This window comes from Parasphingorhabdus sp. (assembly GCF_048267785.1).
Taxonomy (GTDB): domain Bacteria; phylum Pseudomonadota; class Alphaproteobacteria; order Sphingomonadales; family Sphingomonadaceae; genus Parasphingorhabdus.
On the sequence record NZ_JBLWWU010000008.1, the window covers coordinates 37,433 to 63,198 of the forward strand.

The following is a 25,766-nucleotide window of genomic DNA, read 5'->3' on the forward strand; positions in this document are numbered from 1 at the left end:
TCACAGCAACCAGCGGACGGCGGCGAACCCGCCGACGAAAAGAACACCAACCGCTGTGGTGGCCAGGGCGAAATTCTTGTCGATCCACGCCTTCATCGGCGGCCCGAAAAAGCGAAGCAGTGCGGCAACCAGAAAGAAGCGCGCGGCCCGGGCGACAATCGCTGCGCCGATCAGGATATGGAGCGGCATCGCGGTGCTGCCGGCGGCGATGGTGATCACCTTGAACGGCAGCGGTGTGAAGCCGGCAAGCAAGACGACAATCCAGCCCTGTTCGTTGAAATTCTGGGCAAATATATCGAATTTCTCGGTTACCCCGTAAAATTCCAAAATCGGCATGCCGACGGTTTCGAAGACGAAATAGCCGATGGCATAGCCGAGCAAAGATCCCAGAACCGAGGCAATGGTGCAGATCAGCGCGTACCACCAGGAACGCTCCGGCTTTGCCAGACACATCGGAGCCAGCATAACATCTGGCGGGATCGGAAAGAAGCTGGATTCGGCGAAGCTGATTCCGGCGAGCCATTTCGTGGCTTGCCGATGGGCTGCCTTTTCGAGCATCCATTCGTAGAGGCGTTTCAGCATTATTTTTAGACCTCAAGCGCCGGGCGCAGGCAGCCGCCTGCTTGGCTTCCCTCGCTTCGCCCGGTTGGTTGGAGATGATATCGAGCGAAGTGAAGCACAGCCAATTGGCCGTCGCACCGAAAATCCACCATCTAGTGCCCCGGTGCGCCGGTCACTTCTTCCAGTAATTCCTTCGGCGTTTCGCGGCCATGGTCGGTACCGGCAGAGCGGTTGCCTTTGGCCAGAGCGAAGACAACACCTGAAAGTGCCAGCAAAGCAACGATATTGGGCAGGGTCATTACCGCATTGGAAATATCACCGAGACGCCAGATCAGCTCCAGCGGCGCGAAAGAACCGATGAAGATCACCAGGCACCATAAAATCCGCCATGTGAAGTGGAGCCGGTTTTCACCCTTGAGCGTCGATCCCGGAGTCAGGTCATAAAGATAGGTGATCGCCCGCTCGCCATAATAGCTCCAGGTCAGCAGGGTCGTGAACACGAACAGGATCAGCGCCACCGAAGCGATCAGGGTGCCAATCGGGATGCCGAAGATCGGGAAGGGGAAGGCCGCTGCATAAGCGCCGGAGGTCATCGCAAAGCCGTTCAGGTCGGACTGCCATGCATGTTTCACCGCTTCGGTCGTTCCATCGGACAGCGTATGGGTGAAGTCGCCCGCAACCGTGAGCATCACCAGCGCAGTCATCGTGCAGATGACAACCGTGTCGATAAAGGTTCCCATCATTGCGAAACGGCCCTGCGCGGCGGGGTCATTGGTTTGCGCGACGGCGTGGGCGATCGGGGTTGACCCCTGACCCGCCTCGTTGGAAAACAGTCCGCGCGCCACACCGGCGCGAATGGCGATAATGATCGCCGCGCCAAGGAAACCACCGCTTGCCGACTGCGCGTTGAATGCACCGTTGAAAATCCGCCCGAAGGTTTCCGGCAGGTCGGGCAAGTTGATCACCAATGCAATCAGCGCCATCAGCAGATAGGCCCCGGCCATCCACGGGACGATGGTTTCCGCGACCCGGCCAATCGACTTGATGCCGCCAATGATGACGACGAAAACTGCAATCGCTGCGGCCGCGCCGCCGATCCATTCTTCGACACCGAACAATTCATTAGCGCTGTCGCCGAGGCTGTTCGCCTGAATTCCGTTGCCGGTAACCAGAGCGGAAAATAAGGTGCCGAGGCAGAATAATATCGCCAGCCATGTCCATTTCGGGCCCAGACCGATGGTTATGTAGGTCATTGGACCGCCGCGATAGGTGCCATCTGCGGCTTGCGAACGGAAGCGTACGGCGAGCGAGCCTTCGGCAAAGGCAAGCGCCATGCCGAACAATGCGGTTACCCACATCCAGAAAATTGCACCCGGTCCCCCGAGCGTGATGGCGGTCGCTACGCCGGCGAGATTGCCGGTTCCGACCTGACCGGACAATGCTGTGGACAGGGCCGCGAAAGGGGAAATTTCGCCTGCACCCTTGCTGGATGATTTTTTGAACAGTCCGGCGAGAGACGGAAACAGTCGGCGCAAGGGATAACCGCGAAGGCCGATCATGAAATAGATGCCTGCACCCAGCAGGAACACGACCATCGGCGGAATCGGAAGTATCTCAGCCCCTTCCCATGTGCCGGCCCAGATAAAGTCCGACATATTGGTGACGGGTGCGATCGCCGCCTCAAAACCTGAAACCGGTGCTGCACTCACAAAAATTCTCCCCGATGGTGCGCAAGGCGCATATTCTTTCCCGAAGCGCAGGATTAGCAGGCGAACGGTTTTTGGCAAATGCTTTTGCCATCTGCTTTCCAGTCCCTATGCTGGGCAAAAGCGAAAAAGAAGATGGGGATGATATGATTCAGAGTCTGTGGGTTAAGAAAGAGGACCTCGCAAAAAGCGAGTGGCATGAGGCGGATTTGCCGTCGCTGGCCGACGGGCAAATATTGCTGGCGGTCGAAAAATATGCCCTGACGGCGAATAATATCACCTATGCGGTGGTCGGTGACGGCTTTGGTTACTGGAATTTCTTCCCGACCGGGGATGACGATTGGGGCATTGTGCCCGTATGGGGTTTCGCCAGGGTCGTGGCCTCGGAAAATGCCGATATTGCGGTGGGCGAGCGGGTCTATGGTTATCTGCCGATGGCGAGCCATTTGCTGGTCACGCCGACCAATGTGCAGGACGGCGGCTTTGTCGACGGTGTCGCGCATCGTCAGGGATTGGCGATCATTTACAATCAATATCACCGGCTGGGCCCTGATGAAGGCACGCTTGAGGCGGAGCGGGCGATCTTCCAGCCGCTCTTCACCACCAGTTTTCTGATCGAGGATTTCATGCGGTCCAGTGACTGGTTCGGTGCAGAAGCCCTGCTGATGACCAGCGCCTCGTCCAAAACTTCGTTAGGGCTCGCGATGGTCGCGAAAAACCTGAGTCCCGGCATCAAACGTATTGGTCTGACCTCCGCCGGCAACAAGCTTTTTGTCGAACAATCGGGACTGTATGACGAGGTTTGGACCTATGATAATCTGTCGGCAGCCGATGCCGATCGGCCGACCGTATCGGTAGACTTTGCCGGCAATGGCAAATTGCTGGGTGCTATCCATGCCCATTGGGGCGACGCACTGAAATTCAGTTCGCTGGTCGGCGCGACCCATGTTTCGGAACGTGGCGGCGCGGATGATCTGCAAGGACCGAAACCGGTACTTTTCTTCGCGCCCACCGCAGCCGAAAGCCTGATGAAGCAAATCGGTCCGGCGGCGTTCCGGGCGCGGGTCGATGAACAATTTTCCGCCTTTGTCGGCGGTGCGAGCGCCTATCTGAAGGTTGAGGATCTGGCAGGCCGCGATGCCCTGCAATCCGCCTATCTCGCCATGCTGGCAAATGAAGTTGCGCCCAGTCGCGGTTTGATGTGTCATTTCGCATGACGTCCAAGGCTTGATTGAAAAGCAATATGGCTGGATAAGGCCCGGGTAGGGTCGCACCGATTGGGGAAACAGTTTGGCTGAACCTACAGAAATCCCGGATTTGAGCCGGCACGCGCTATTTCACGATGTGGCACCGGAAGCGCTGGACGCGCTGGAATCTGTCGCAACCATGCGGCAGATTGTCGGGGGTGAGGCGCTGGTTCGTCAGGGTGAGGATGCCGACGCGCTCTATTTTGTAGAATCCGGCCGATTCCGGGTGGTGGTCAACAAAAAACGGATTGTCGCCCATATCGAGGCCGGCGAGGCGGTCGGAGAACTTGCCTTTTTTGCCGGCGGCAAGCGTACGGCCGATGTTATCGCAACGCGGGATTCGGTGGTCCGCGAGGTTTCCCGCCGGTCTTTTGACGCAATCGCGTTGCGCCATCCCGAACTATACGCGGCGATGCTGAAGCTGGTCTCGGAACGGCTGGCGGTGGCCACCGCGCGCACGTCGTCGATGTCGTCGAATATTCCGCGCGTGATTGCGCTGCTCCCTGCCGGGACCAGCAAGCTGCCGGATGGTTTCCTGGCGCGACTGGCTCAGGCTTTTGAAGCCGTGGTCCGGCCCGATATTCCGGTGGTGCCCATCGACCGTTCGACAAGCGAGGCGGCGGATGCCGGAGAATATCAATCATGGCTTGCGGAACAGGAAGCCAAGGGAGCCTATGTCCTGATCGATGGGAGCGGTTCGGAGGACTGGGGGCAGATGGTCTGTCGCAACGCCGATGCGCTGGTCATGATCGCCCGGCCCGGCCAGGCGGAACCCGAGGCCAATGCGATGGAAAAAGCCGCAATGGCCCGAATTGCGGAACCACAGCGTACCCTGCTGTTGCTCCGGTCGAACAGTGGCAAGGCGATCAGTCATAGCGGCGACTGGATCGATCCGCGCGCGCCGAAGCTGCACCATCATGTGGCGCTCGACAATGACGCGGATTTTGCCAAGGTCGCCCGGTTTTTGACCGGTCGGGCGGTGGGCGTAGTGCTTGCCGGTGGCGGTGCTCTGGGCTGCGCGCATCTGGGCGTGATAAAGGCGTTGCGGCAGGCGGACATTCCGATCGATTTCATCGGCGGTGCCAGCGCCGGGGCTGCAATGGGCGGTGCAATTGCCCGGGGGCTGACGGTCGACGAAACGCTCGACCAGATGGAGGCAATGTTCATCCACGCCAAGGCGATGAAACGGTTGACCTTGCCGCTCTATTCCTTGCTCGACCCGACGGTGTTCGATAGCGAGCTGAGAACCCGGTACGGCACCAGAGATATCGCCGACCAGCCGATCAATTTCTTCGGTGTCTCGACCAACCTGTCGACCAATGGTCTGCATATCCACCGGCGGGGACCTTTATGGGAATGCGTCCGGGCTTCGGGTTCGCTGCCGACGATATTGCCTCCTTTCATCGATAAGGACGGTAATATCCTGGTCGATGGGGGTGTTCTCGACAATGTGCCGGTCAAGGTGATGCACGGACTGAAGGCCGGGCCGAATATCGTCGTGTCGCTGGGCGATCCCAATGAAATCTGGCGGACGAAGGCGCTATATGGCGACATTCGCGGGCGTTGGCGCTTGTTGCGTGACGTGATCTTCCGGCGCAAACGGGACGCGGACTTTCCCTCGATCGTCGAAATCATGTCGCGTTCGATGGTGGTCGCCAGCCGGATGGCGTCGAAGGAAATGCTCGGCGAGCAGGATATATTGGTCAATCCGCCGATCATTCCGAATATGCAGATACTCGACTGGCATCTCGGTCGGGAACTGGCGGAAATGGCTGCGGATTATCTCAGCGAGCATGTGGTTCCGACCATCGATCTAGAAACTGACTTTACCAAATAGGTAAAAATCTCTTGACATCGTCACGCTGTTTGGGTACATATCAGGAACATCGCGAAATTGTGATTCGGGCCAACCGGCTCTGAATGACCCCGCCGGACAGGCGGGGCCGTTCCGACCGGAAGGCCCTTTTTTATGTCCGGACGGTTCGCGTCGGTCCGGCACGGAGTAGGCAATGGCAAAATCGGAAATCAGGGGAATATATGACGACAGGCGCAAGCTGAAATTCCTGAAAGAGCTCGCGATCAGTTCGCACGTGAAGAATTCTGCCACAGCAGCCAGTGTTTCGGTGTCGACCGTCTATCTGTGGCGCGAGCGCGATCCGGAATTTTACCAACAATGGATGCGCTCGCTGGCCGCTGGCTATGAGTTGCTGGAAGTCGATATGCTCGAACGCGCGCGTAACGGCGTCGAGAAGCCGGTTTTCCACGAAGGGAAAGAAGTGGCGAGAGTCCGGCACTATAATGACGGCATCGGCGTCAAACTATTGCTCGCGCACAGACATATGGTGGCGATGACCCGCGCAGCGGAGGAGGATATCAACCCCGAACAGGTGCGTGCGAGCCTGGACCGTAAGCTGGCGGATATGCGCGACAAGCTGCTCAAGCGGGAGGCGCTGGCCGAGGGGCGGGCAGGGTCGACGGCTTTTGACAATGATGAATGATGCCAATGCGACGGAGATTTTAGCCCGACTGAAACCGCGCGATCGCAACCTGTTTGTCTCGCGGCTGAGCACGATAGAGCAGCAGGAATTTTTGTACCGCTGGCCCTTCTGGGCCCGGCCCGAACAAATGCCGCCCGGCGGGGACTGGTCGATCTGGCTGATCATGGCGGGCCGCGGCTTTGGCAAGACCCGGGCCGGGGCGGAATGGGTGCGCCAGATTGCCGAAGGCGACGGCAGCGCCCGCTTCGCGCTGGTCGGTGCGAACTATGCCGAAACCCGGACGGTGATGGTCGAAGGGGAGAGCGGCCTGCTGTCGATCGCGCCGCCGAAGTTGCGGCCGGTCTGGGAACCGTCGCTGAAGCGGCTGACCTGGGAAAACGGCGCGCAGGCGCATCTCTATTCCGCCGCCGAGCCGGAAGGCTTGCGCGGTCCCCAGCACAGCCACGGCTGGTGCGACGAGATTGGCAAATGGTTGAACAATGCCGGGCAGGCGGAAGCGGCCTGGGACAATCTGAAAATGGGCCTGCGCCTCGGTTTCCGCCCGCAATTGGTGGCGACCACAACGCCGCGTCCAGTGCCGCTGGTCCGGGCGCTGGCTGGCGGCGAGGCGGTGATCACAAGAGGCCGGACACAGGATAATGACCTGCATCTGCCGGTGGCTTATCTAACCGCGATGACCGCGGATTACGGCGGAACGCGGCTGGGGCGTCAGGAACTGGACGGCGAGCTGATCGAGGATGTCGAAGGCGCGCTGTGGACGAGGGCGATGATCGAGGCGTGTCGGGTTTCTCGCAACGCCGTTCGTGTCGAGCGAAGCCGAGACACATTGGCGCCCTCTAACCGGTCTCTCGACTTCGCTCGAGACGAACGGGAGATTGGTTTTGCCCGCATCGTCATCGGCGTCGATCCGCCGGCTTCGGCAAAGGGCGATGCTTGTGGCATCATCGTCGCCGGTCTGGGCGCTGACGGCAAAGCCTATGTGCTGACCGACTGTAGCGTCGAAAAAGCCAGCCCCGAAACTTGGGCCCGCAAGGTGGCCGATGCGGCCGATCGCTTCGATGCCGACCGTGTGATTGCCGAAGCCAATCAGGGCGGGGCGATGGTCAAATCGGTGCTGCACGCGGCGAAAATTTCATTGCCGGTGAAACTGGTCCACGCCGCGCGCGGCAAGGTCGCGCGGGCCGAGCCGGTGGCGGCGCTTTATGAAAACGGGCGGGTGCACCATGTTGGCGCGTTTCCGCAACTGGAAGACGAGATGTGCGGGTTGCTGACCGGCGGCGGCTACGAAGGGCCGGGCCGGTCGCCGGATCGGGCGGATGCGCTGGTCTGGGCTTTGACGGAATTGATGCTGGGGAAAACCAGGGTGCCGCGGGTGCGGTGATGTGCCCCTGCGAATGGAGGGGGCATCTCGAGAGGCTTCGGCATTCGCGATGTGTTTCTTTGCGCCAAGATTTGACTTGAGCGCTCATCTGTTCCCGAGCGAAGTTAATCAAATTCAGGAGATGGGCCCCTGCCTGCGCAGGGGCACTGGAGAATATATATGACATTCTGGGAAAATATTGCCCTCGCCTTCAAGGGCGGGGGAGGACTATCGCGGCCGCCTTTGGGGCGGTCCTACATCGGCACTTATGGGGGCGCGGCTCTTTCGGGGGACGCGCCTTTTTCTTATGAGGGCCGGGTGCGCGAGGCTTATGTGGAGAATGCCATTGCCCAGCGGGCGGTGCGCATTGTCGCGGAAGCGGTTGGCGGCGCGCCGCTGTTGTCGGTGGATGAAAAGGTCGTGGCTCTGGTCGATGGTCTAGGGACCAGCCAGTCGCTGCTCGAGACGATCGCCGCGCATCTGTTGCTGCATGGCAATAGCTATGTTCAGGTGATCCGTGGCGAAGACGACCAACCCGCCGAGCTATACGCGCTCCGCCCCGACCGGATCACCGTCGAGCCCGATGCCAAGGGCTGGCCGGTGGCTTATGCCTATCGCGCCGGCGAACATCGCACGCGCTTTGCCGCGCAGGATGCGATGGGTCGGCCGGCGATCGTGCATTTGAAGGGCTTTCACCCGACCGACGACCATTATGGCCTCGGTTGTCTGGGTGCTGCGGCAAAAGCGGTGGCGGTACATAATGCGGCGGCGAAGTGGAACAAGGCGATCCTCGACAATGCAGCGCGGCCTTCGGGGGCTTTGGTCTATGATCCGGGTGCCGATGGGTCGGCGCTGACGGGGGAGCAGTTCGACCGGCTGAAGGCCGAAATGGATGCGAGCTTTGCCGGGGCGGGCAATGCCGGGCGGCCGATGCTGCTCGAGGGCGGTCTGAAATGGCAGTCGATGAGCATGACTCCGGCGGACATGGATTTTGTGGCGCTCAAGGAAGCGGCGGCGCGCGAGATCGCATTAGCCTTTGGCGTTCCGCCAATGCTGCTCGGGCTGCCCGGCGACAATAGCTATGCCAATTATCGCGAGGCCAACCGGGCCTTGTGGCGACTGACGATCTTGCCGCTGGCGGGGAAAATATTGGACGGATTGTCGGGCGCGCTGGGCAGCTGGTGGCCGGACGCCAAGCTGGCGGTGGACCGGGACCAGATTCCGGATTTGTCGGAGGATCGCGAGCGGTTGTGGAAACAGGTTTGCGAGGCGGATTTTCTGTCGCCGGAAGAGAAACGGGCGATGCTGGGGATTTAATTTTGTCTCGCGGCAGTTCGCTGCGCGGGATTTTTTTGAACCTCATGCGCCGGGCGGGCGCATCCGCGCCCTTGGCTTTCGCGCCATAAGGCGCGGCGGCCGGTCGGCCTTGCCTCGGCTGCGCCTCGGTTAGAAACCAATCAGGATTGGGAGCGCCGAACCGACGCGAAGCGGAGGCAAGCGCGACCGCGCGTCCGCAGCGTAGCGAGGATAGCCAAGCGGGCGGATGCCCGCGCCCGGCGCCTGAGGTTAAAACGGAGTTTTATACGAAATGCAAAATAACGAAATGCTCGCCCGCCTGATGGCGCAGGCGGAAGGCGATGGGGCTGATCTTGTGACGCTCCGCGCGATTGTCGAGGAGGCGACGGACAGCGGTGCGGTGCGGGTGCTCGACCGCTTGGGTCTGTCCGATCCCGGTGCCGAGGATGATATTGACGAATTGCGCGAGCTGCTTCGCGCCTGGCGCGATGCCAAGGCGAGCGCGTGGAAGGCGGCGATCCGCTGGATTGTACGCGGGACGCTGGCGCTGTTGCTGGTCGGGATCGCGATGCGGCTGGGTCTGGGGCACCTGGTATCGTGAGCAGTTACAAACCCGTTCGTGCTGAGCCTGTCGAAGCACCTCTTGCCGCACGGCGCCCTTCGACAGGCTCAGGGCGAACGGATCTTCCTTCGGCAATCCCTGGTACCATCCGCTTCGCGGGATATGCCGCGATATTCAACCGGACCGACAAGGGCGGCGATATCATCCGGCCCGGTGCGTTTGGCGATCTGGCGGAAGGAAAATCCCTGCCGCTGCTCTGGCAACACGACCCGCGTCAGCAGATCGGCCGCGTCGACCATGTGCGCGAAGACCGGCGCGGATTGCGGGTGATTGGTACGATATCGACGGCGACGCGGGCGGGCCGGAATGCGGCGACCGGTCTGGCGGGTGGCGCTATGAAGGGACTGAGTTTCGGTTACCGGGTTAACCGCGCCTCGGGCCAGAATCCGCGCGAGCTATTGGACCTTGATGTCGCAGAAGTGTCGCTGGTGATATTTCCGATGCAGCAATTGGCGCGCGTTCACCGGATTGAATGCGATGTTGATTTATCTTGATATCAGTCTGGCTAACAGTATTAGAGAAGTAATACACTTGGGAGATACTTATGAAAACATTCGCAGCCTGTCTGCTCGCGTTCTGCTTCGCGGTACAACCCGCGCTTGCGGAAGACGCGGCCGACGACGTCCGCGAACCCGTGCGGGTCATGATATTGGGCGTCTATCATTTCGCTAATCCAGGCGCTGATCTGAACAATGCAGAGGCCGATGACGTGCTGGCGCCCCGGCGGCAAAAAGAACTGGCGGTTCTCGCGGAGTCGCTGAAGACATTCGCGCCCACGGTTGTCGCGGTCGAAGCCGCTGCCAAGCCTCCTTATGCAGACGCCGGTTTTGGCAATTTCAAACCGGAGGATCTGACAAAAACACGTAACGAAACGGTGCAAATCGGATATCGGGTTGCCCATGTCGCCGATATCGATCGGGTCTATGCGATTGATGAACGGTCGTCGGAGGGGGAACCCGACTATTTTCCTTATGACCGCGTCCATGAGCAGGCAAAGGAAATGGGCGATGTAGAGCGTTTCGAAGCAATGTCGGACTATGGCTCGCTGATTGCCGAGTTTGAAGAGCAGCAAAAGAGCCAATCGGTTCCGGAATTGTTGAATTTCTGGAATAGCGGCCGGTTTCCTGACCATTTCTACTGGAAAGTGATGACCATCGGTGAGGGTGAGAAACAAACCGGTGCGGAACTCGCGGCTTATTGGTTCATGCGCAATGCCAAGATTTTCAACAAGCTGGTGCAGGTGACCGAGCCTGGTGATCGTGTGATCGTAGTCTATGGCAGCGGACATGGCGCATGGCTCCGCGAGATCGTGGAGAGAACGCCAGGCTATGTTCTGGAGCCGGTGATGCCCTATTTGCACAAGGCCACGGACGCATTGCCCGAATAAAGCAGGACAATTTGAAAAACCTGAGCCGCCCCTCACCGGGCGGCTTTATTATTGCCCACAGGAAAGGAAAGACATGACAGATTCTCCCAAATTCCAAACCAAGGCCGATCCGCTCGAAGCGTCATTCGACGCGGTGCTGATGGCCGAGGATGTCGCCAGCCAGAGCGACCAGATCAAATCGTTGCGCACGGATGTGGATGGCCTGAAGGTGCAAATGTCCGATATCTCGAAGGCTTCCGCCCGGCCCGCGCTGGCCGGAAATATCGATGGTGCGAAAGGGATGCCGTCTTCGGCTGACGCACAGGATTTCGTGTCCAATTATCTCCGGCGCGGAGACCAGAGCGGTATCGAGATGAAAAGCTTCTCCGGTGCATCCGGCCCCGAGGGCGGTTTTGCCGTGCCGCAGGAAATCGATGCGCTGATCGGGGCGACGCTCAAGGATATCTCGCCGATCCGGTCGATCGCGACCGTGGTGCAGACTGGCACTGCCGGCTATCGCAAGCTGGTGACCACCGGCGGCACGCCCTCCGGCTGGGTCAGCGAGACCGCGGGACGTCCGGAAACCGATACGCCGGATTTCAACGAGATCGCGCCGCCGAGCGGCGAGCTGTACGCCAATCCGGCGGCTTCGCAGGCGATGCTCGATGATGCGGCCTTTGACGTCGAATCCTGGCTGGCGGACGAGATTGCCCGCGAATTTGCCCAGGCGGAGGGGGCAGCCTTTGTCGGCGGCTCCGGCGTCAACCAGCCGCGCGGGTTCCTCAACGCGACGGTGACCGACGAGAGCGACGATGTCCGCGCCTTCGGGTCGCTGCAATATGTGCCGTCCGGCGCGTCGGGCGGCTTCGACAGCGAGGATGTGCTGGTCGATCTCGTCCACACGCTCCGCCCCGCCTACCGGCAGGGTGCAAGCTTTGTGATGAACAGCTCGACCCTCGCGCATATTCGCAAGTTCAAGACGGCGGACGGCGCATTTCTGTGGCAGCCTTCCCTCGCCAGTGGTCAGCCCGCCACATTGCTCGGCTATCCGGTGGTCGAGGCGGAGGACATGCCGGATATCGCCGCCGACAGCCTGTCGATCGCTTTCGGCAATTTCCGCGCCGGCTATCTGATCGCCGAGCGCAGCGCGACCAGCATCCTGCGCGATCCGTTCACCAACAAGCCGTTCGTCCATTTCTACGCGACCAAGCGGGTTGGCGGGCAGATCATGAACTCCGAAGCGATCAAGTTGATGCAGTTCAGCGCGTCCTAAAACCTTCTGATTGAAGCCCTTGCTGCGCTTCGGCGCAGCGCGCCCGTGCGGGTTGCTCCTCCCCTCGATCCGGCACGGGCGCATATCTCGAACCATGAATGAAAGGATGCCGCGACCGTGAGCTTCCCCATTGCAGACTGGCCGGACCTACCGGCAGCGCTGATCGCAGAGGTCAGGGATTTTGTCCGGATCGATCATCAGGCCGATGATGCCGCGATTGACGCATTTTTGCGCAGTGCCGCCTCGTTGTGCGAGGATTTTACCGGCCAGATGCTGATCGTCCGGTCGGTGACCGATATCTTGCCGGCGCGCCATGAATGGCAAAAGCTGAAGCGGCTGCCTGTGCAGTCGATTGCTTCCATCGAGCAAGTGGCGGCGGACGGACTCGCGACGGTGTTGGCGGTCGCTGACTATGCCATCGACATTGATAGCGATAGTATCGGCTGGATCAGACTGCACCGCAGCGACGGCGGTTCGCGGATTCGTGTGACCTACAACGCCGGTCTGGCGACGGACTGGGACGAGCTGCCTGCCGGTCTGCGTCAGGGGATCGTCCGGATGGCGGGCTATCTCTATGCCAATCGCGACGGTGTCGATGCCGGTGGCCCGCCCAGTGCGGTGACGGCTTTGTGGAGACCCTATCGGCGGATGAGGATCGGGTGATGGGACAGGAATTTTCAGGCATCTTGCGCGAACGCATATCGATCGAACGGCAGGCCCCCGGGCGCGATGCGCTGGCCTCTGCTGAACCGCAATATCTTACGGTGGGTGTCTTCTGGGCGGCTGCCGAAGCCTTGCACGGCGGAACGACCAGCGAAGCGGAGAGCCGCTCGGCGATGCCACGCTGGCGCTTCATTTTGCGGGAAACCCGGGCCATCAAGCCGGGAGACCAGCTCGTTTGGGGCGATCACGTAATGACCATATCGAGCGTAATTCTGGAGCACCGGTTGATTCCGAAAACGATCCTGCAGGCGGAAGAGAAGAGATGATGGAAAAATTGCAGAAACGCGGCGTAGACCTTGCTGAGCAACGGTTGGACCGCGTCAAATCTGAAATCAAATCGGTGTTGGCTGAGGAATTGCCTGGCGATGCCCGGGTCACGGAAACGACCAAGGGGATTGAGGTGGAAGCGTGTCGGTTGGGTGAACAACTGATCGAGAATAGCAGCCTGCGCGATGTCGCCTTTCTGATGCGGGCCGTGCGATGAGCAGCGCGCTGGAGGCGGTCCAGCAGCAGCTGGCGGCACAGCTGGACGGGAATGGGGCGTTGATGGATCTGGTCAGCGGCATATTTGACGGTCCACCGCCACGAGCTGCGTTTCCGTATATCGCGCTGGCGACCGGAGCCTCGCTTGATTGGAGCCACAAGAGCGGGACCGGACGCGAATTGAGTCTCGCGCTGACCATCCATGATGACGGCGAAACGGCGGCGCGTCTGCACCGGGTGATGGCGCTGGTGGAAGAGGCGCTGGAGCCTGGACTGGATGATCCGGATGGCTGGCAGATCGTCACTTTCGATTTCCGCCGTACGCGCATTTTGCGCAGCGCGGTTAGTCCGTGGAGCGGACTGATCGAATATCGCGCGAGGGTTTTGAGGACGTAGTGCCCCTGCGCAGGCAGGATGTTTTTATTTTGACCTCAAGCGCCGGGCGCGGGCATCCGCGCCCTTGGCTTTCGCGCCAAAAGGCGCGGCGGCCGGTCGGCCTTGCCTCGGCTGCGCCTCGGTTAGAAACCAATCAAGATTGGGAGCGCCAAACCGACGCGCAGCGGAGGCAAGCGCGACGGCGCGCCGGGCGAAAGCCCGCCCCGTCGGAGGCGGTCGCGCAGCGAACTGCCGCGAGACAAAAGAAATTCAACATGAAGGAAACGGAATATGGCAGCAGAAAAAGGCAGCGCCTTTCTCCTGAAAATTGGCGATGGCGAGAGCCCCGTCAGCTACACGACCATCGCGGGTCTGCGGACCACGCAGATGTCGATCAACGGTGAACCGGTGGCGATCACCAGCAAGGACAGCGGCGGCTGGCGACAATTATTGTCCGGCGCGGGCGTGCGCTCGGTATCGGTGTCCGGAGCGGGTGTGTTCACCGGCTCGGACGCGGAGATGCGGGTCAAGAACCATGCGCTGGGCGGTATCATCGACGCCTACGAACTCAGCTTCGAAGGCGGCGAACGGATGCAGGGCGATTTTCTGGTCGCCCGGCTGGATTATAGCGGCGATTATAATGGCGAGCGCAGTTATACATTGAGCCTCGAAAGCTCGGGCGCGGTCGCCAGTGTCTGACCGGCCCGCCAATGCCCTGCGCGGCGAGGCGGAGATCACGATCGACGGTACGCGCCTGATCCTGCGGCCCAGTTTTGCAGCGCTGGTCGCGGCGGAAGAGGAGCTGGGGTCGCTGTTCGATCTGGTTGAACGGGCGGCGGGCGGGCGGCTTTTGCTGTCGGAAATCGTTGCCTTGTTCTGGCATGTCGCAAGTGATCGGCCGGAACATTTGACCCGTGATCAACTGGGCGAGGGTATGATGAAACTGGGTCTCGCCGGGGTGACGCCGGCGCTGAAGATCTTGCTGAAGCAGATATTGTCGGGTCGTGGTTAGTGAAGCGTGTCCCCGCGAAGGCGGGGATCCATCTCCCGTTGGCTCGACAGACGACCTGTCTCGAGATGGACCCCGGCCTTCGCCAGGACACAATGATTTTTCATCTTCGATACAAAAATTATCCGGCACGGCCTCCGCTGTCCTCGGCTGGACACCCGAACAGTTCTGGCAGGCAACGCCTGCTGAACTGGCAACCATATTTGCGGCCTTCGCCGGCAGCGGGTCCGACAGCGTCCCGCTCGGCACCGAGCAATTTGAAAAACTGAAAGAGACTTTCCCCGATGGATGAAGAAATCGAACGGCTGGTGGTCAGCGTGCGCGCCGATACCACCGCTTTTGCCAAGGACGTGGCCGACATCAAAGGCCAGCTGGATGGTCCCCTGACTTCAGGCCTCGAGCGGGCCGGATCGGTGCTGGAGTCCACGCTCAGCCGCGCGATCCGGCGTGGCTCGCTGGAATTTGAGGATCTGCGCCGAGTGGCGCTTTCGGTGATGAACGATATCGCCAGTGCAGCGATCAACGGTGGTTTGACGGGACTGTTTGGTGGCGGTTCGAGCGGGTCCGGCGGCGGTCTGCTGAATATCGGGACATCCTTGCTTAGCGCCTTTCTCGGCGCACCGGGGCGGGCGACCGGCGGTCCGGTCAGCGGTGGCCGCGCCTATATGGTCGGCGAGCGTGGTCCGGAGATATTTGTCCCCGCCGCGGCTGGGCGGATCGAGCAGCCTGCTTCGGTTAGCGCTGCCCCCGATATCCGGCTTACGATCAATATCTCGGACAACGGCCAGGGCAGCGCCCCCGACCAGATACGTCGCTCGAGCCGGCAGGTGGCGCGCACGGTGCGGAGTATTTTGACAGCGAAGGCTGGGTGATATGGGATTCTGGCTCGCCGAGAAAAGAACCGGGCAGCGGAGCAGCTTCATCCAGCGTTTTGATCCCCGCTTCTGGACGATCAATTTTCCGCGCCCGATGATGGCGTCGGTGGTGACGACCGCAGCAGATGCGTTGCGCGTGGATGCGGTCTTCTACAATAGCGACGATCTTGCCGGTCTGATCTGGGAGAGCGAAGACAGGCTTGACCATCCGCTGCTCGCCTATGAAACGGAGCGCGACTATTCGCGGCTCACATGGCAGTTTCACTGGCGGTCTTCGGGGATCATGCCGCTTGATGCGATCAATGGCCCGACGCTGACGATCGAGGGGCGGGATGCCGCGGGCAATCCCAAATCCTGGTATGTCCGGCTCTGGAATTATGCCAGTGGGACCGCGACCGACGCGGATATCTCGATAGAATTTTCCAAGGTTGAAGGCGGGTTCCTGCTGCCGGGCGAGGCCGAGCCGGTCTTTCCCGGGGATATCGACCGGCTGTTCATTTCCATCATTCCGCCGGAATATGACGGGCAGGCCACGCGCTATGCAACGCCGAAGATCGGCTGGGTGGAAATGAGCGCGATCCGCACAGATGGTCAGGGCGCGGTGCTGGAAATCGGTGATATCATGGTGCCGGAAAACGGCCTGTCTATGGCTACTGCCTATGATGACAGTTTCAACCAGACACCCGAGCGCTTGCTGCGGATGACGCGGGCTTTGGGCTATCGCGGCGCTATCAATCACTATCTGGGTATGAGCCATTATTTCCGTCTCGAGACGGCCGACGAGGGGCTTTATGTCAGCCTGTCTGCGTCCCAGGCGGGTGAAGAATTTGCCGCCATCAACCAGCCGGCAACGGTCTGGCACCGCGACCTGATATCGCGCGCTGAGGCCATGGGTTTCTCGGTGATCCTGTCGCTGTCCTACGAACTGTTCGACGGACATTGCTGGAGTGACTGGAAGCAGCGGGCGGAAAATGGCGATCCGGCGCTGACCGGCTGGGAGCCGCCGTCCACCTTGCTCTCCCCCGCCAATGACAATGCGATGGCCTATTTGCAAGCCGTGGCGCGGGCCTTTACCGCCATTGCCCGGGACGCGGGCGCGGCGATCCGTTTTCAGGTCGGCGAGCCATGGTGGTGGATCATGCCGGACAAGCGTATCTGTCTCTATGACGATGCGGCCAGCGCGGTCTTTGGCGCAAATTCGGTCAGCATAGCCAGTATCGATGGCCCGAAGACCGCGGCGCAAAATGCCATGCTGGATCAGGCCGGAGAAATTTTGGCGGCGTCGACCGCCGCTCTGCTTGATGCGGTGAAAGAGGAAGCAGGTGCGGCGCCGGTGGAGAGCCTTTTGCTCGCCTATTTGCCGACAATTCTGGACGATCAGGCTCCCGAGGCCAAGCGGGCCAATCTGCCAGTGGGCTGGGCGTCTCCCGCTTTTGATATCCTGCAGCTTGAGGATTATGACTGGGTGATCGCGGGCAACCGCTCTGCCACGAAGGCCGGGATCGAACTGGCAACCCAGCGGCTGGGCTATCCGGTCGACCAGCAGCAATATTTTACCGGCTTTGTGCTGCAACCGGCGGATCGGTTCATCTGGAGCCATATGGTCGACGCCGTCGAGGATGCGCGCGCGAGAGGAACCCCCGATATTTTCGTCTGGGCGCTGCCGCAAGTTGCGCGCGACGGATTCACCTATTTTCAGGAAAAGGAAGAGGATGTGAACGGCTTCGACGACGTGCAATTCCCGCTCGCGATTGGCCAGGGGGCCAGCGTGTCGCCGGGTTTCTCCACCAATATCGTCACGACCATTTCCGGTCACGAGACACGCAACAGCGACTGGGCCGATGCGCGGTTGGAATTTGATGTCGGGCCGGGTGTCCGGAGCGAGGAAGAATTGCGGATATTGATAGCTTTTTTCCGCGCGCGCCGGGGAGCCGCGAAAGCCTTTCGCTTCCGTGATCCCTACGACCATAGCTCGCATGACATGGTCGGCGAGCCGACGCCGACCGACCAGTTTCTCGGCGAGGGCGATGGCCAGCGGACCATGTTCCAGCTGGTAAAGAATTACGGCGACCCCGCCGACGAGCCGCAGCAAAGGCGAATCACCCGCCCCAACCCGGAAGCGCTGCAAGTCGCCGTAGACGGGCAATTGACCGGTGGCTGGTCGCTTAGTCCGACCGGCGCCATCGCATTTGACAGTCCGCCAGCAGAAGGCAGCGATATTACCGCCGGCTTTCTGTTCGATGTGCCGGTGCGCTTCGAGAGCGACCATCTGACCGTGAATCACGCGACATTTCTCGCCGGGGATATTCCGGAGGTGCTGCTGGTCGAGGTAAGGGAAGGTTCATGAGTCTCGACTGGCTGGACCGCGACGTTACCACCAGCACCTATCTCTGGCGGCTGGAACGCGCAGACGGGATTGCGCTGGGCTTCACGTCGCATGATCGCGATCTTGTTATTGATGCATTTCCCTATCGCGCTGCACCTGGCATGGTGCCATCGTCGATCGCGCTGTCCGATAGTCTCGACATCGACAATGTCGAAATTGCGGGTGTCATGAATAGCGAGGCAATTGCGGAAACCGACCTGCTTGCAGGCCGCTGGGACGGCGCGCTGCTCTATATTTCGCTGATCGACTGGGAGCAGCCGACTGTGGAACCTTTACCGCTGATTTGCGGAGAATTTGGTGAAATTGTAAGATCAAGGGACGGTTTTACGGTCGAGATGGTGGGCGCGACATCCTTTCTCGATGAACCGGTTGCGCCGCTGACGTCTCCCACCTGCAGGGCCGAATTCGGTGATCGCCAATGCAAGCTTAGTCTGCACCGGCACCAACGGGAGGGCCGGATTACGACGATCAGCGGGGACGAAGTCGGGCTTGACGCATTGAACGGGTCAGCTGCCGATTTTATCTTTGGATCCTTGCGCATCTTGGGTGGACCGGCTTGCGGTCTCAGCTATGCGATTATTGATGGACAGGACGATGTCGTCAGACTGGCCGACCCGCTTTCGCCGTCCGTTGCCCCGGATACCCGGATATTGCTCACCGCCGGTTGCAACAAGAATTTCGCGACCTGCCGCGACCGTTTTGCCAACAGCATCAACTTTCGTGGCGAGCCCTATCTCCCCGGCAATGATCTGCTGACGCGATATCCTGGCGCGTGAAACAAAAGAATTGGAGACCAATGAAAATGGCGGAAAAGGCAGTGTCGCTGTGCGGCGCACAATTTTGCCTGCACGGACGTGACGAAGCAGCCGGACTGGATTGCATAGGACTTGCGGAGCAATGTCTGATTGCCGCCCATTTCGAATGTGACGTGCCCAACGGCTATTCAATCCGCGGCGGGTCTGAGGAGGCGATCAGCGCGTTTATGACCGAAACCGGTTTCGAGCGTTTCCCGCCGACCGCCGAATTGTGCGAAGGGGATATCGTTCTGGTCCGGCCCAGCCCGGTCCAGTGGCATTTTCTGATCCGCGCCCAGGATGGTTTTGTCCATGCGCACGCCGGACTGGGCAAGGTCGTGTTCTGTCCCGGCGATGCGCCGTGGCCGATTGTCTCGATTTTCAGACTGACGGAGGATTGAATGGCGACCTTGGTGTTGACCGCCGTGGGCTCTGCCATCGGTGGGCCGATTGGCGGTGCTATCGGCACAATTATTGGCCAGCAGTTCGACCAGAATATCCTGTTCCGGCCCAGGCGGGGAGAAGGGCGACGACTGCAGGAACTGGCCATTCAGACGTCGAGCTACGGATCCCAGATTCCAGGAATATTTGGTAAGATGCGCGTCGCCGGAACTGTCATATGGGGGACGGATCTGAAGGAGCGCCGAAGCCGGGAAGGCGGAGGGAAAGGCCGGCCAAGTACGACGATCTACAGCTATTCTGCCAGTTTCGCGGTTGCTCTGTCGAGTCGTTCTATCCAGGGAATTGGCAGGATATGGGCAGACGGAAAAATTTTCCGGGGAATCGCCGGGGATTTCAAGACCGAAACGCAATTTTTCTTTTATTCTGGCCATGAAGATCAGCCCGTCGATGGTCTGATGGCCAGCGCAGAAGCGGCTGGCGGAACACCTGCCTATCGGGGCTGTGCTTTTGCCGTTTTCGGTGACATGGATTTGACCGAATATGGCAATCGGATACCGTCTTTGACCTTTGAAGTGATTGCTGACGACGGCTCGGTTTCGATTACCGACATTATTACCGATATTTCGCGTGATCATATTGCCCTGGCGCAGGGCGAAACTGTTATCGGATTTGCCGCTGGTGGAGAAGATCGGCATGCTGCTCTGGGGTCTCTGACCGATGCAATTCCCTTGTCATTTTCGGCCGATCCGAGTGACATTGACCACATCGATGCGGAAGCGCGCTTTGTGACTGATCCTGCGTCCGCGCTGACAATTGAGGGTGATTTTGTCGGTGCAGCAGGGGCGCAGGAAATCGCACAGGCTGAAACGCGCACGGCACCGATCACGGCGGCGCCCAGACAATTGTCTGTCCGTTATTATGATCCGGCACGCGATTACCAATCTGGTATCCAGTCTGCTTTTCGTCCGGGTAGCGGCCGAATATCACTTGTCCGGGACTTTCCCGCGACAATCGCGGCTGATGAAGCCAAATTGGTAGCGGCGACGGCGCTGTGGTCTGCTTATGACGAACGCTCGACCATGCATGTCACGGTTCCGGTGCGCGGCCGTCCGTATCGGCCAGGTCAGTTGGTCGAATTTGCTTCCTTGGAGGGGCTTTGGCGCATTCGGGAATGCGAGATCGGTCAGGGGGTCGTGCAGCTTTCGCTGACGCGGGCAAACGCCAATAAAAACCTGAGTCCGGTCGAATCGGATCAGGGCCGAAATATTTCGGATCCCGATCTTCGTGCCGGATTTACCCGCCTTGTTCTTGTCGATTTGCCCTTCGCCATCGATGCGCCGACCGCAGTTTCAGAATCGGCGAGAATTTATGCTGCGGCTGCCGGAGATGCCGGATGGCGAAGCGCGCAACTTTTTGCCTCCGGTCAGGATGGTTCGCCAGGTTCATTTATCGGCCAAATTCCCGCTCCTACGGTCATTGGTATTACATCAGGAGCACTTGCGTCTGGCAACCCTGCCTTGATCGATCGGATCAACCATATCGATGTGGATTTGGACAATCCGGCGATGACGTTGGCTCTTGCCAATGATTCACAACTGCTTGCTGGTAGCAATATCGCTCTTATCGGGCGGGAAATTATCCAGTTTGCCGAAGCAACCCGACTGGGCGAAGGGCGATTCCGCCTGTCCCGGTTGATCCGCGGGTTGGGTGGTACGGAGACAGAAATCACGCAGCATGACGCTGGTGAAGATTTTGTCTTGCTTGATGCCGGATCAATGTTGGAAATTGGCACCGCTTTCTATTCTCCATTTTCAGCGATCACTGTTTTTGCGCTGGGTCGCGATGATCTCCTTCCCGTGTCCGCATCTATCGCATTGCCGGGGCGGGCCTTGATGCCTTGGTCGCCCGTTCATCCTGCATGGAATTTTCTGGACAATGGTGATCTTGCTGTCAGCTGGACGCGCCGGTCTCGAGCGGGAACCCTCTGGTCTGACCATGTTGAAGTGCCGCTGGCAGAGGAAGTTGAGAAATACCGGGTGGAACTGTCAGCGGAAGACAGTACGGAAATTTTCGTTTCTCTGGAATCGATTGTGCCGCAAGTCATTGTGTCGGCAGCACAAATGGCACCGATCATGATAAATAATATCAGCTACCTGAAGGCCAGAATCCATCAGGTCGGCGGGTATGGCCTGTCGCCGGCGCTGACCGTTGAAATCCCGCTTTAAACCCCGCCTATCCCCTTTTCGCAAGCGCAACATCACCGGAAGGAAATTGACATGGCTATACTCGAAACCGCACGGTTTGAAATTCCACTGCTCGCAACCGGACAGGCCCATAAGGAACTGTTTCACAATGAAGCGCTCACACGCATCGATTTTCTGCTTCACCCGACTGTGCAGGCGATTGAAACCGACCCGACAGCAATTGTAGCGGTTCCCGGACAGTCCTGGATAGTCGGACCGGATGCGATTGGCGACTGGTTGGGGCATGACGACCAGATTGCCGGCTGGACGGGAAGTGGCTGGTTGTTCATCCTGCCACAGGCTTTGATGCGTGTTTATATAGAAACATTGGATAATTTCGCCGTTTATCGCAACTCTTGGCAATCGGGATCGGTAATCGACAGGCCGACAACGGGTGCAGTTATCGATGTTGAAGCGCGGAGCGCTATCGATTCGATATTGGCGGCACTTCAGGCGCAGGGAATTCTGCAATCTGACGTATAAAAACGCTTTCTGGATCGCAGCAGAAACGCCGCTTCTCTCAATTCCCCCTGGTTCCGATGCCATTTTTTGGGCTAAATGCCGAAAATGGCGACATTTTCGCAACAGTTCTGCGATTTGGCTGCTTGCACTGATCGATACGAAGGGTTAGAAAGCGGCGTGAATTTAGAACCTAATTGAGAAGGGGAATATAAATGCGGAAGCTTGCCTTAGGAATGGCGCTTGCCTCCACAGCGCTCGCAACACCTGCTCTGGCTCGTGATGACCAGTGGTATATCGGTGTCGAGGGCGGTGCAATGATTGCCGAAGACCTGTCGATTGACGTTGCCGGCATTAATGATGCTGTCAAAACAGATCATGACACAGGTTATGATTTTGACGGTATCGTCGGATATGATTTCGGTGGTTTCCGTCTGGAAGCCGAAGTTGGATATAAAGCTGCAGCTGCTAATAGCGTGCAAGCAAATACACCTGGCATCCCTCAGACGGTTAACGGCAGTGGAACACTCTTCACCGGCACAAACGCGATCAATGGCGAAGTAAATGCGCTCAGCTTCATGCTGAACGGCATGCTCGACTTTGGCGATGATGACGGTGTTCAAGGCTTTGTTGGCGGCGGCGTCGGCGTTGCTCGGACCGAAGTGACTAATATCTTCGCAGCACCTTATCTTGATGATTCGGACACTGGCTTTGCATGGCAACTGCTTGCAGGCGTTCGCGCTCCGTTGAGCGATAGCTGGGATGTTGGACTGAAATACCGCTTCTTCAATGCTGAAAAAATCAATCTCGTGGATCAACTCGGCCGTGCCAACGATACGCGTCTGCGGACCCACTCGATTTTGGGTAGCTTGATTTATAACTTCGGCGGCGAACCAGCGGCACCACCACCGCCACCACCTCCACCGCCACCACCACCGCCACCACCACCACCGCCACCAGCCCCAGCGGCTGTATGTGAGCCTGGCCCTTATATTGTGTTCTTTGACTGGGATCAGTCGGACATCACACCAGAAGCGGCTTCGGTTCTCGACAATGCGGTTACCGCATATGGTGATTGTGGTTCGGCTCAGGTCATGCTGGCTGGTCACGCTGACAAATCTGGTTCTGCCAGCTACAATGTCGGTCTGTCCCAGCGTCGCAACGCAGCTGTTCGTGCGTATCTTGAATCGCGCGGCATCAGCGGCGGCGTTATCTCGAGCGAAGCCTTCGGTGAATCGCGTCCTCGCGTTGAAACCGCAGACGGTGTTCGCGAACCGCAGAACCGTCGTGTTGAAGTTATGTACGGACCTGGTTCGGGTAACTAATAACAACATAGATACCAATTGTGAAAAGGGCTGGTCTTCGGACCGGCCCTTTTTGTTTGGCATCCGCCAATATGATTGGGCTCGACCTTCACCGTCATGGCGATCCCACAACACATGCGGCCTTCGCGGACCGCAGGAGTGTGGTTAGTTTTCAGGCGATGATGAATATATCCGGAGCACGATCGATTCCTCGCGCCCGGAGATACAAGGCTATCATCGTGAGGGAGCTATCCCGATTTCTTTCGGAAAAATAGCGGTTGATAGCCTGTTCGGCTGGCCACCATCAGACGGCAGAGTCGCGCGGCTGGATTTTTAGCGTAAGAGACTTTCGAAAAGCGGCAGTCCGTCCGTCCCGCCGTGCTTTTCATCGATCGCCCGTTCAGGGTGCGGCATCATGCCGAGAACATTTCCCGCTTCATTGATGATGCCGGCAATATTGCGTGACGATCCGTTGATATCATTACGGTAGCGAAACACGACCCGGCCTTCGTTCTCCAGTCGATCCAGCGTGTCATTGTCGGCGAAAAAATTGCCGTCGTGATGGGCTACCGGAGTCACGATCGGGGTGTCTTTCGAATATCCGGACGTGAATATCGTGTCGGTATTGATGACATCAAGTTCGGCATCTTTGCAGACAAAATGGATATTGCTGTTCCGCATCAGCGCGCCGGGTAACAGTCCCATTTCGGTGAGAATCTGAAACCCGTTGCATATGCCCAATATCCGGACGCCACGTTGTGCGGCGTCCATGACCGGTTTTATGATATTGGAGCGGGACGCCATTGCGCCCGATCGAAGATAGTCGCCGTAAGAAAAACCACCCGGAATCGCGATTACATCGAGTCCGGAAGGAAGCTCGCTGTCACCATGCCAGACCAGATGGGGTTGTTTTCCCGTAACGGTTTCCAGGGCGACAGCCATATCGCGGTCGCAATTCGAGCCGGGAAAGACGATTACCGCGGTTTCCATCAGGAGACGGTCCCCGGTGCTGTTTCGGGGAGCTCGATTTCATAATTTTCAATGACAGTGTTGGCGAGCAGCTTGTCGCACATTTTGTCAATGTCTTCACGGCTGACGGATGGGTCAACATCGAGTTCGATCAGTTTGCCGGCACGAACATCATTGACGCCGGAAAAGTCGAGGCTTTCCAGCGCATGATGAATGGCTTTACCCTGAGGATCCAATACGCCGTCTTTCAGCGTTACAAAAATTCTGACTTTCATCCTTCGCCCTCGCTCTGTTCCGCCGGCTAATATGGCCTTGCTATAGCGCCAAGAATAGCCGGGGCAAGGGGAAGAACGCAAAATGGAAAAGGCAGGCGGTCGATTGTCGTCAAACCGCTTCAGAAATAGCGCGCGAATTTGAAATTTACCCGGTGACGATTCATCTCATACAAGGTGTAATTGCTGTCTACGCGCGAGTAATTATAGTCTATTGATGGCGAGAAGCCGAGAAACTTGATTTTGCGGCTGCCGACATATGCGCGGGCGAATCCCCGCCAATCCTGCCGGTTCTCCGTGGAATAAAGTAGCAAGGGTGCGTCAAATTCGGAACGACTGATGCTGGCGGAAACACCCGCATTCAAGCCGAGCGGCAATTCGCCGCCAACGCCTAAATTGACACCGTAATTGAAACTGGAAAAGCCGTCGGCGTTGAGCAGGTCGCGACGCGCAAAAACACTGGCTGATGCGATCAATGATTTGCCGATCAAGTGCTCGTAAGTGGCGTTGGCGCCAAGCTGCCAGCCACTATAGGCACTGCTAAGCTCGGATTCTGTACGGCGAGCGTCCAGTTCAAAGCCCAGTCTCTGGCCTTCGCTGAGCGCCTGTTGATACCCGACTCTGCCGCCATATTCGCGGGTGGCGAGTCTACCACCATACCAGCGATGCAAACCGACAGCCTGCAGCGAAATACTGGAATAGCGGGCGATGCGGAGCTCGGGCCCCGCGGCGACCTGGACGACAATATCGTCGGCTTCTTGGCCCTTGTAATTGACTATCTTGCTATCGGCATCCAGCAGCAGAGCCAGACGGTCGCTGGCTTTAATACGAATACCGCCGGAAAATCCTGCAGTTTGACCAATTCCCGAACGTTCCCGTGCATTTTCATCCAGTTGCAGGGGGAGTTTGATGGGACCGAAATTGATGTCGACGCTTTCGGCACTGGTGGCGCCGTTGATATTCGTGTCGGGTGCAAAACCGAAGTCAAAACTGAAGCGCCAGACCCGCTGATCGCGCAAGATACTACGCGTATTGCGAATGGTTCGGGCGATTTCATCGGGCAGATTTTCGTCATTCTGGGCGAGGCGGAAATGATAGTCCGCACTCGCCTCTTTGCCCGACATCAGATAGGCTCTGGCCAATTCCAGCCTTACACGGGTCTGACCGGGATTTTCATCCAGAATCGAACGGAATTGCTTTATTGCGCCGTCAACGTCTCCCGTCTCAATAGCGATATAGCCCGCGAGGAACCGCTGTTGCATTTGCAGCTCGGGTACCTGTCCCAATGCTTCAACCAGCGGCAGCGCCTGCTGATATTGCCTGGCGTGGATCAATGCCTCTGCTTTCGACAAAAGCTGGTTGGGCGTTACTTGAACATGACATCTTCCCCTTGCATCGCAAGTCGGTTGTAGCACGGGTGCGATTTCCACAACGGCATCGGCTGAAACAGCCAATGGTTCGGCGGCCTGCGCCTGACCGAGGCCTGCTACGGATACGCAAGATAAAACTGTAGCCTTGACCAAAGAGCCCGAATTTATCATCC

Annotated in this window: 28 protein-coding genes; 23 read left to right on the top strand and 5 right to left on the bottom strand. The window is 58.8% G+C overall.

What is annotated here, in order from left to right; translation table 11 throughout:
• Together ACN0VD_RS08180 and ACN0VD_RS08185 are read right to left on the bottom strand one after the other, a co-directional pair.
• Window positions 1-582, bottom strand: a complete 582-nt coding sequence (locus ACN0VD_RS08180; protein WP_417593446.1) for a YqaA family protein — start codon at window positions 580-582, stop codon at window positions 1-3.
• A 131-nt stretch (window positions 583-713) separates the two neighbouring features.
• The gene (locus ACN0VD_RS08185; RefSeq protein ID WP_417593447.1) at window positions 714-2,270 is read right to left on the bottom strand and encodes an alanine/glycine:cation symporter family protein; all 1,557 of its coding nucleotides are present in this window, start codon (window positions 2,268-2,270) and stop codon (window positions 714-716) included.
• A 143-nt stretch (window positions 2,271-2,413) separates the two neighbouring features.
• Between ACN0VD_RS08185 and ACN0VD_RS08190 the strand changes: the two genes are divergently transcribed.
• The 23 genes from ACN0VD_RS08190 (at window position 2,414) to ACN0VD_RS08300 (ending at window position 23,003) form a co-directional block, all read left to right on the top strand.
• On the top strand, window positions 2,414-3,484 hold the full coding sequence (locus ACN0VD_RS08190) for a DUF2855 family protein (protein WP_417593448.1): 1,071 nt from the start codon (window positions 2,414-2,416) through the stop codon (window positions 3,482-3,484).
• Between the two features lie 73 nt (window positions 3,485-3,557).
• Complete coding sequence (locus ACN0VD_RS08195) at window positions 3,558-5,351, top strand: patatin-like phospholipase family protein (RefSeq protein WP_417593449.1); 1,794 nt, start codon at window positions 3,558-3,560, stop codon at window positions 5,349-5,351.
• 172 nt (window positions 5,352-5,523) lie between these two features.
• On the top strand, window positions 5,524-6,012 hold the full coding sequence (locus ACN0VD_RS08200) for a hypothetical protein (protein ID WP_417593450.1): 489 nt from the start codon (window positions 5,524-5,526) through the stop codon (window positions 6,010-6,012).
• Window positions 6,005-7,393, top strand: coding sequence for a DNA-packaging protein (locus ACN0VD_RS08205; protein WP_417593569.1), 1,389 nt, complete (start codon window positions 6,005-6,007; stop codon window positions 7,391-7,393). The genes ACN0VD_RS08200 and ACN0VD_RS08205 overlap by 8 nt, the downstream gene beginning before the upstream one ends.
• A 159-nt stretch (window positions 7,394-7,552) precedes the next feature.
• Complete coding sequence (locus ACN0VD_RS08210; RefSeq protein ID WP_417593451.1) at window positions 7,553-8,689, top strand: phage portal protein; 1,137 nt, start codon at window positions 7,553-7,555, stop codon at window positions 8,687-8,689.
• A gap of 271 nt (window positions 8,690-8,960) precedes the next feature.
• Window positions 8,961-9,269: a DUF6127 family protein gene (locus ACN0VD_RS08215; RefSeq protein WP_417593452.1), complete on the top strand. Its 309-nt coding sequence runs from the start codon at window positions 8,961-8,963 to the stop codon at window positions 9,267-9,269.
• On the top strand, window positions 9,266-9,784 hold the full coding sequence (locus tag ACN0VD_RS08220) for an HK97 family phage prohead protease (protein WP_417593453.1): 519 nt from the start codon (window positions 9,266-9,268) through the stop codon (window positions 9,782-9,784). The genes ACN0VD_RS08215 and ACN0VD_RS08220 overlap by 4 nt, the downstream gene beginning before the upstream one ends.
• A gap of 50 nt (window positions 9,785-9,834) precedes the next feature.
• Complete coding sequence (locus tag ACN0VD_RS08225; RefSeq protein ID WP_417593454.1) at window positions 9,835-10,677, top strand: DUF5694 domain-containing protein; 843 nt, start codon at window positions 9,835-9,837, stop codon at window positions 10,675-10,677.
• A gap of 73 nt (window positions 10,678-10,750) precedes the next feature.
• The gene (locus ACN0VD_RS08230; protein ID WP_417593455.1) at window positions 10,751-11,929 is read left to right on the top strand and encodes a phage major capsid protein; all 1,179 of its coding nucleotides are present in this window, start codon (window positions 10,751-10,753) and stop codon (window positions 11,927-11,929) included.
• Window positions 11,930-12,046: 117 nt separating this feature from the next.
• On the top strand, window positions 12,047-12,592 hold the full coding sequence (locus ACN0VD_RS08235; protein WP_417593456.1) for a head-tail connector protein: 546 nt from the start codon (window positions 12,047-12,049) through the stop codon (window positions 12,590-12,592).
• Complete coding sequence (locus tag ACN0VD_RS08240; RefSeq protein ID WP_417593457.1) at window positions 12,592-12,918, top strand: head-tail adaptor protein; 327 nt, start codon at window positions 12,592-12,594, stop codon at window positions 12,916-12,918. The genes ACN0VD_RS08235 and ACN0VD_RS08240 overlap by 1 nt, the downstream gene beginning before the upstream one ends.
• The gene (locus ACN0VD_RS08245) at window positions 12,915-13,136 is read left to right on the top strand and encodes a hypothetical protein (protein WP_417593458.1); all 222 of its coding nucleotides are present in this window, start codon (window positions 12,915-12,917) and stop codon (window positions 13,134-13,136) included. The genes ACN0VD_RS08240 and ACN0VD_RS08245 overlap by 4 nt, the downstream gene beginning before the upstream one ends.
• Window positions 13,133-13,531 (top strand): DUF3168 domain-containing protein, encoded by a 399-nt coding sequence (locus tag ACN0VD_RS08250; RefSeq protein WP_417593459.1) that lies wholly within the window; start codon window positions 13,133-13,135, stop codon window positions 13,529-13,531. The genes ACN0VD_RS08245 and ACN0VD_RS08250 overlap by 4 nt, the downstream gene beginning before the upstream one ends.
• A gap of 270 nt (window positions 13,532-13,801) precedes the next feature.
• Window positions 13,802-14,209 (top strand): phage tail tube protein, encoded by a 408-nt coding sequence (locus ACN0VD_RS08255; RefSeq protein WP_417593460.1) that lies wholly within the window; start codon window positions 13,802-13,804, stop codon window positions 14,207-14,209.
• A complete protein-coding gene (locus ACN0VD_RS08260; protein WP_417593461.1) occupies window positions 14,202-14,522 on the top strand; it encodes a gene transfer agent family protein in 321 nt (106 codons plus the stop codon). Before ACN0VD_RS08255 ends, ACN0VD_RS08260 begins: the two co-directional genes overlap by 8 nt.
• Window positions 14,515-14,811: a phage tail assembly chaperone gene (locus tag ACN0VD_RS08265; protein ID WP_417593462.1), complete on the top strand. Its 297-nt coding sequence runs from the start codon at window positions 14,515-14,517 to the stop codon at window positions 14,809-14,811. Before ACN0VD_RS08260 ends, ACN0VD_RS08265 begins: the two co-directional genes overlap by 8 nt.
• The gene (locus ACN0VD_RS08270; protein ID WP_417593463.1) at window positions 14,804-15,391 is read left to right on the top strand and encodes a tail tape measure protein; all 588 of its coding nucleotides are present in this window, start codon (window positions 14,804-14,806) and stop codon (window positions 15,389-15,391) included. Before ACN0VD_RS08265 ends, ACN0VD_RS08270 begins: the two co-directional genes overlap by 8 nt.
• 1 nt (window position 15,392) lies before the next feature.
• Window positions 15,393-17,741 carry a DUF2460 domain-containing protein gene (locus tag ACN0VD_RS08275; RefSeq protein WP_417593464.1) on the top strand — a complete coding sequence of 783 codons (2,349 nt, stop codon included), beginning with the start codon at window positions 15,393-15,395 and terminating at the stop codon, window positions 17,739-17,741.
• Entirely contained in the window at window positions 17,738-18,556 is an 819-nt protein-coding gene (locus tag ACN0VD_RS08280; RefSeq protein ID WP_417593465.1) for a DUF2163 domain-containing protein, read from the top strand. The genes ACN0VD_RS08275 and ACN0VD_RS08280 overlap by 4 nt, the downstream gene beginning before the upstream one ends.
• Window positions 18,557-18,576: 20 nt before the next feature.
• Complete coding sequence (locus ACN0VD_RS08285) at window positions 18,577-18,975, top strand: peptidoglycan endopeptidase (protein ID WP_417593466.1); 399 nt, start codon at window positions 18,577-18,579, stop codon at window positions 18,973-18,975.
• A complete protein-coding gene (locus tag ACN0VD_RS08290) occupies window positions 18,976-21,201 on the top strand; it encodes a phage tail protein (protein WP_417593467.1) in 2,226 nt (741 codons plus the stop codon). It begins immediately after the preceding gene.
• Between the two features lie 51 nt (window positions 21,202-21,252).
• Window positions 21,253-21,702, top strand: coding sequence for a DUF2793 domain-containing protein (locus ACN0VD_RS08295; protein ID WP_417593468.1), 450 nt, complete (start codon window positions 21,253-21,255; stop codon window positions 21,700-21,702).
• A gap of 191 nt (window positions 21,703-21,893) precedes the next feature.
• Entirely contained in the window at window positions 21,894-23,003 is a 1,110-nt protein-coding gene (locus ACN0VD_RS08300) for an OmpA family protein (protein WP_417593469.1), read from the top strand.
• A gap of 312 nt (window positions 23,004-23,315) precedes the next feature.
• On the opposite strand, the gene purQ is transcribed toward ACN0VD_RS08300, so the two are convergent.
• The 3 genes from purQ to ACN0VD_RS08315 form a co-directional block, all read right to left on the bottom strand.
• Complete coding sequence (purQ, locus tag ACN0VD_RS08305; RefSeq protein WP_417593470.1) at window positions 23,316-23,972, bottom strand: phosphoribosylformylglycinamidine synthase subunit PurQ; 657 nt, start codon at window positions 23,970-23,972, stop codon at window positions 23,316-23,318.
• On the bottom strand, window positions 23,972-24,226 hold the full coding sequence (gene purS / locus ACN0VD_RS08310; protein WP_417593471.1) for a phosphoribosylformylglycinamidine synthase subunit PurS: 255 nt from the start codon (window positions 24,224-24,226) through the stop codon (window positions 23,972-23,974). The genes purQ and purS overlap by 1 nt, the downstream gene beginning before the upstream one ends.
• A 119-nt stretch (window positions 24,227-24,345) precedes the next feature.
• Entirely contained in the window at window positions 24,346-25,764 is a 1,419-nt protein-coding gene (locus ACN0VD_RS08315; RefSeq protein WP_417593472.1) for a surface lipoprotein assembly modifier, read from the bottom strand.
• Window positions 25,765-25,766: the final 2 nt, after the last annotated feature.

Bases quoted from the DNA above. Each gene is read 5' to 3' on its own strand.
- ACN0VD_RS08180 (WP_417593446.1), bottom strand. From the start codon at position 582: ATGCTGAAACGCCTCTACGAATGGATGCTCGAAAAGGCAGCCCATCGG.
- ACN0VD_RS08190 (WP_417593448.1), top strand. From the start codon at position 2,414: ATGATTCAGAGTCTGTGGGTTAAGAAAGAGGACCTCGCAAAAAGCGAG.
- ACN0VD_RS08200 (WP_417593450.1), top strand. From the start codon at position 5,524: ATGGCAAAATCGGAAATCAGGGGAATATATGACGACAGGCGCAAGCTG.
- ACN0VD_RS08205 (WP_417593569.1), top strand. From the start codon at position 6,005: ATGAATGATGCCAATGCGACGGAGATTTTAGCCCGACTGAAACCGCGC.
- ACN0VD_RS08210 (WP_417593451.1), top strand. From the start codon at position 7,553: ATGACATTCTGGGAAAATATTGCCCTCGCCTTCAAGGGCGGGGGAGGA.
- ACN0VD_RS08215 (WP_417593452.1), top strand. From the start codon at position 8,961: ATGCAAAATAACGAAATGCTCGCCCGCCTGATGGCGCAGGCGGAAGGC.
- ACN0VD_RS08225 (WP_417593454.1), top strand. From the start codon at position 9,835: ATGAAAACATTCGCAGCCTGTCTGCTCGCGTTCTGCTTCGCGGTACAA.
- ACN0VD_RS08230 (WP_417593455.1), top strand. From the start codon at position 10,751: ATGACAGATTCTCCCAAATTCCAAACCAAGGCCGATCCGCTCGAAGCG.
- ACN0VD_RS08240 (WP_417593457.1), top strand. From the start codon at position 12,592: ATGGGACAGGAATTTTCAGGCATCTTGCGCGAACGCATATCGATCGAA.
- ACN0VD_RS08245 (WP_417593458.1), top strand. From the start codon at position 12,915: ATGATGGAAAAATTGCAGAAACGCGGCGTAGACCTTGCTGAGCAACGG.
- ACN0VD_RS08250 (WP_417593459.1), top strand. From the start codon at position 13,133: ATGAGCAGCGCGCTGGAGGCGGTCCAGCAGCAGCTGGCGGCACAGCTG.
- ACN0VD_RS08255 (WP_417593460.1), top strand. From the start codon at position 13,802: ATGGCAGCAGAAAAAGGCAGCGCCTTTCTCCTGAAAATTGGCGATGGC.
- ACN0VD_RS08270 (WP_417593463.1), top strand. From the start codon at position 14,804: ATGGATGAAGAAATCGAACGGCTGGTGGTCAGCGTGCGCGCCGATACC.
- ACN0VD_RS08275 (WP_417593464.1), top strand. From the start codon at position 15,393: ATGGGATTCTGGCTCGCCGAGAAAAGAACCGGGCAGCGGAGCAGCTTC.
- ACN0VD_RS08280 (WP_417593465.1), top strand. From the start codon at position 17,738: ATGAGTCTCGACTGGCTGGACCGCGACGTTACCACCAGCACCTATCTC.
- ACN0VD_RS08285 (WP_417593466.1), top strand. From the start codon at position 18,577: ATGAAAATGGCGGAAAAGGCAGTGTCGCTGTGCGGCGCACAATTTTGC.
- ACN0VD_RS08290 (WP_417593467.1), top strand. From the start codon at position 18,976: ATGGCGACCTTGGTGTTGACCGCCGTGGGCTCTGCCATCGGTGGGCCG.
- ACN0VD_RS08295 (WP_417593468.1), top strand. From the start codon at position 21,253: ATGGCTATACTCGAAACCGCACGGTTTGAAATTCCACTGCTCGCAACC.
- ACN0VD_RS08300 (WP_417593469.1), top strand. From the start codon at position 21,894: ATGCGGAAGCTTGCCTTAGGAATGGCGCTTGCCTCCACAGCGCTCGCA.
- purQ (WP_417593470.1), bottom strand. From the start codon at position 23,972: ATGGAAACCGCGGTAATCGTCTTTCCCGGCTCGAATTGCGACCGCGAT.
- purS (WP_417593471.1), bottom strand. From the start codon at position 24,226: ATGAAAGTCAGAATTTTTGTAACGCTGAAAGACGGCGTATTGGATCCT.
- ACN0VD_RS08315 (WP_417593472.1), bottom strand. From the start codon at position 25,764: ATGATAAATTCGGGCTCTTTGGTCAAGGCTACAGTTTTATCTTGCGTA.